Origin of the sequence: Streptomyces odonnellii (assembly GCF_000981895.1) — a bacterium.
GTDB lineage: Bacteria > Actinomycetota > Actinomycetes > Streptomycetales > Streptomycetaceae > Streptomyces > Streptomyces odonnellii.
The window spans coordinates 1-3,893 of sequence record NZ_LATD01000488.1 but is presented as its reverse complement, the minus strand read 5'-3'; the positions used below and the strand labels follow the sequence as shown (position 1 = coordinate 3,893).

Sequence of the window (3,893 nt, the reverse complement as noted above, 5' to 3'; positions counted from 1 at the left end):
AGTTATGGGAGCCGTCGAGAGGTGTCAACCCTGCGTGCGGCCCCTCCTTCCGTTCGAGCCGTGCCCCACGGAATTAACCCGCGAATGTCGAGCACGGGCCATTGACGCCGCCCGCGAAGGCCGTTTAGCTTCCGGGGAACCTCATTGAAACCTTTCACGATGCGAAAACCTTTCACGGCGCCGGGCGCTCGGCCCGCCGCCGCCGAGGAGCCCGCCATGAACCAGCCCTCCCCGGGCCCCGCCCCGGTCCTGGCCCTGAAGGACGTGAGCAAGTCCTTCGGCGCCGTACGGGCCTTGCGGGACGTCTCCCTGAGCCTGTTCCCCGGCGAGGCGCACGCGCTCGCCGGGGAGAACGGCGCCGGCAAGTCCACCCTCATCAAGACCCTCGCCGGGGTGCACAGGCCCGACTCCGGCGAGCTGCTCCTCGACGGCGGACCGATCGTCTTCCACGGCCCCGCCGATGCCCGGGACGCCGGTATCGCCGTCATCTACCAGGAACCGACGCTCTTCCCCGATCTGTCGATCGCGGAGAACATCTTCATGGGCCGTCAGCCCCGCCGCTCCCTGGGCCGTATCGACCACCGGGCGGTACGGGAGACCACCGCGGCCCTGATGCGGCGGCTCGGCGTGGCGCTCGACCCGGACCGTCCGGCGCGCGGACTCTCCATCGCGGACCAGCAGATCGTGGAGATCGCCAAGGCGCTCTCCTTCGAAGCGCGCGTCCTCATCATGGACGAGCCGACCGCCGCGCTCACCGGCAGCGAGACCGCGCGGCTCTTCTCCGTCGTCAGGACCCTGCTGGCCGAGGGCGCGGCCGTCCTCTTCATCTCCCACCGGCTCACCGAGATATTCGACCTGTGCCAACGGGTCACCACCCTGCGCGACGGCCGCCTGATCTCCTCCGGACCGCTCGCCGGACTCACCGAGGACGACCTGGTCCGCGGCATGGTCGGCCGCGAACTCGGCGAGCTGTACCCGAAGCAGCGGGCGGCGCTGGGGGAGACCGCCCTGTCGGTGCGCAGGCTGACCCGCGAGGGCGTGTTCCGGGACATCTCGTTCGAGGTACGGCGGGGCGAGATCGTCGCACTCGCCGGGCTCGTCGGCGCGGGCCGCAGTGAGGTGGCGCAGGCCGTCTTCGGAGTCGACCGGGCCGACGCGGGGGAGGTACGGGTCAACGGCCGGGCCCTGCCCGCCGGTTCACCGACCGCGGCCATGGACGCCGGGCTCGCGCTGGTCCCCGAGGACCGGCGGCTGCGCGGACTGGTCATGGAGATGTCCATCGAGCGCAATGTCGGGCTGACCGGTCTGGGCCGGCTCGGCAGGGCCGGGCTGGTACGGCGCGCCCTGGAGCACCGCAGGGCAGCCGACTGGGCCGTACGCCTCCGCCTCACCTACAACCGGCTCGCCGACCCCGTCGGAGTCCTCTCCGGCGGCAACCAGCAGAAGGTCGTCCTCGCCAAATGGCTGGCCACGGAACCGGCCGTACTGATCGTCGACGAACCCACCCGGGGCATCGACGTCGGCACCAAGGCGGAGGTGCACCGGCTGCTCTCGACCCTGGCCGCAGAAGGGCTCGCCGTTCTCATGATCTCCTCCGACCTGCCCGAGGTCCTCGGCATGGCCGACCGGGTGCTCGTCATGCACGAAGGCCGGCTCGCCGCGGAGATCCCGCGCGCCGAGGCCACCGAGGAGACGGTGATGGCCGCCGCGACCGGGCGCGCCGAGAGGGCGGCGGCATGACGACCCTGCTGGACAATCCCGCCGGAACGGACCGCGACGAGCGGCGCTCGGCCCGCTCGCTCGCCGACACCGTGTTCCGTGCCAGGGAGATCAGCATCGCCGGAGCGCTGGCGCTGCTCGTTCTCGGCACCTGGATCTCCAACCCGCGCTTCCTCGACGACCAGGGCGTCAAGGACCTCCTCCTCAACGCCTCCATCCTGGTCCTGCTCGCCGTCGGCCAGTCCGTGGTCGTCGTCACCCGCAACATCGACCTCTCCGTCGGCTCCGTCGTCGGGCTCTCCGCCTTCGCCTGCGGCACCTTCGTCGCCGGGACCGATCACGGAGTGCTCACCGTGATGCTGCTGGGCACCGCCCTCGGTACGGGATGCGGCCTGGTCAGCGGCGCCCTTGTCAGCTTCGGCCGGGTCCCGGCGCTCGTGGTCACCCTCGGGATGCTCTACATCATCCAGGGCCTCGACTACTGGTGGGCGCAGGGCGAGCAGATCAGCGCCAACGACATCCCGCGGCCGGTCCTCGACCTGGGCAGCGGCAGCGTCCTCCGTGTTCCGTACCTCCCGCTCATATCCCTGGCGCTGGTCGTCGTCACCTCGTACTACCTGCACGCCTACCGCTCGGGGCGCGAGCTGTACGCGATCGGCTCCAGCCCCGAGGCCGCGCGGCTGGCGGGCGTACCGATCCGCCGCAGGATCCTCGGCGCGTACGCCTTCTCCGGCGCGGTGGCCGGATTCGCCGGCGCCCTCTGGCTCGCCCGCTTCGGCACCGTCGTCGCCGACAACGCGCACGGCTGGGAACTCACCGTTGTCAGCGCCGTGGTCGTCGGCGGTGTCGCCATCACCGGCGGTACGGGGACGGTGTGGGGCGCGGCACTCGGCGCGCTGCTGCTCACCACCATCGGCAGCGCGCTGGTCGCCCTGAAGGTCGACGCGTTCTGGCAGGGCGCCATCACCGGCGCGCTGCTTCTCGCCGCCATCGGCGTCGACCGGGTCGTGTCCCTGCGTATGACCGCCGCACTGAGGAAGAGGAGCGCCCGCCATGGGAACGGCGCCTGAGACAGAGACCACCGCACAGCCGGGGGCGCCCGGGTCCTGGCCGCCGGTGAAGGCGCCCGAACACGGGCGCGCGGCGAGTGCCGGAGCGTTCATCAGAGCTGTCGGGCCGCGCTGGGACACCGCGGTCGGCGCGCTGCTCGTGGCGGTCTTCACCGTCGGCCTCTTCACCACCGACGGCTTCGCATCCGGCGGGAATCTCGCCTTCGGCTTCAACGACATCGCCGAAGTCGCCCTGATCGCCCTGCCCATGACCCTGCTCGTCGTCGCCGGTCAGGTCGATCTCTCCGTCGCGTCCATGCTGGGACTCGGCAGCGCGCTCACCGGGGCACTGTGGAACGCGGGCTGGGCCTTCGAAGTGATCGTGCCCGTGGTGCTGCTGGCCGGAATCGCGGGCGGCCTCCTCAACGGCTGGCTGGTCACCCGCGTCGGGCTGCCCTCGCTCGCGGTCACCATCGGCACCCTCGCCCTCTACCGCGGCCTCGCCTCCGTCGTCCTGGGCAGCGACGCCGTCACCGACTTCCCCCAGGTGTACGCCGACTGGGCCGTGGACACCACAACCGTCCCCGGCACCTTTCTGACCTACCCCGTCGTCCTGTTCCTGATCCTGGCCGCCGCCACCGCCGTACTGCTGCACTCCACGGCCTTCGGACGGTCCCTGTTCGCCCTCGGCGCGCAGGAGGAGGCGGCCCGGTTCGCCGGGATCAGGGTCAGACGGTTCAAGCTGATCCTCTTCGTGCTCACCGGGGTGTTCTCGGCCTTCGCCGGGATCGTCTTCACCCTCCGGTACGGCAGCGCCCGCGCCGACAACGGCCTCGGCTTCGAGATGCTCGTCATCGCCGCCGTCCTGCTCGGCGGGGTCGACTTCGACGGCGGCAAGGGCACGCTCTTCGGCGCGGTCGCCGGTGTGCTGCTCATCGGGGTCCTCAAGAACCTGCTCACGCTGAACGACGTGCCGAACGAGGTCCAGGTCATCATGACCGGCCTGCTGCTCGTCGCCTCCGTCCTCACCCCACGGATCGTCACGGCCCTGGCCGAGCGCCGCCACCGGCGAGCGGCCGGTGTTCCGAGCGGGCCCTGAGCCCGCCCCCTCAGCCTCTCCGAGCC

At 71.4% G+C, this 3,893-nt stretch carries 3 protein-coding genes; all 3 read left to right on the top strand.

The genetic code is table 11. From position 1 onward, the window contains the following. Positions 1-216: 216 nt before the first annotated feature. Genes WH07_RS33650 through WH07_RS33640 form a run of 3 tightly spaced genes read left to right on the top strand, consistent with a single transcriptional unit; the run spans position 217 to position 3,867 of the window. A complete protein-coding gene (locus tag WH07_RS33650; RefSeq protein WP_046508573.1) occupies positions 217-1,740 on the top strand; it encodes a sugar ABC transporter ATP-binding protein in 1,524 nt (507 codons plus the stop codon). Further along, entirely contained in the window at positions 1,737-2,789 is a 1,053-nt protein-coding gene (locus tag WH07_RS33645; protein WP_052744646.1) for an ABC transporter permease, read from the top strand. The genes WH07_RS33650 and WH07_RS33645 overlap by 4 nt, the downstream gene beginning before the upstream one ends. Further along, the gene (locus WH07_RS33640) at positions 2,773-3,867 is read left to right on the top strand and encodes an ABC transporter permease (RefSeq protein WP_079023778.1); all 1,095 of its coding nucleotides are present in this window, start codon (positions 2,773-2,775) and stop codon (positions 3,865-3,867) included. The genes WH07_RS33645 and WH07_RS33640 overlap by 17 nt, the downstream gene beginning before the upstream one ends. Positions 3,868-3,893: the final 26 nt, after the last annotated feature.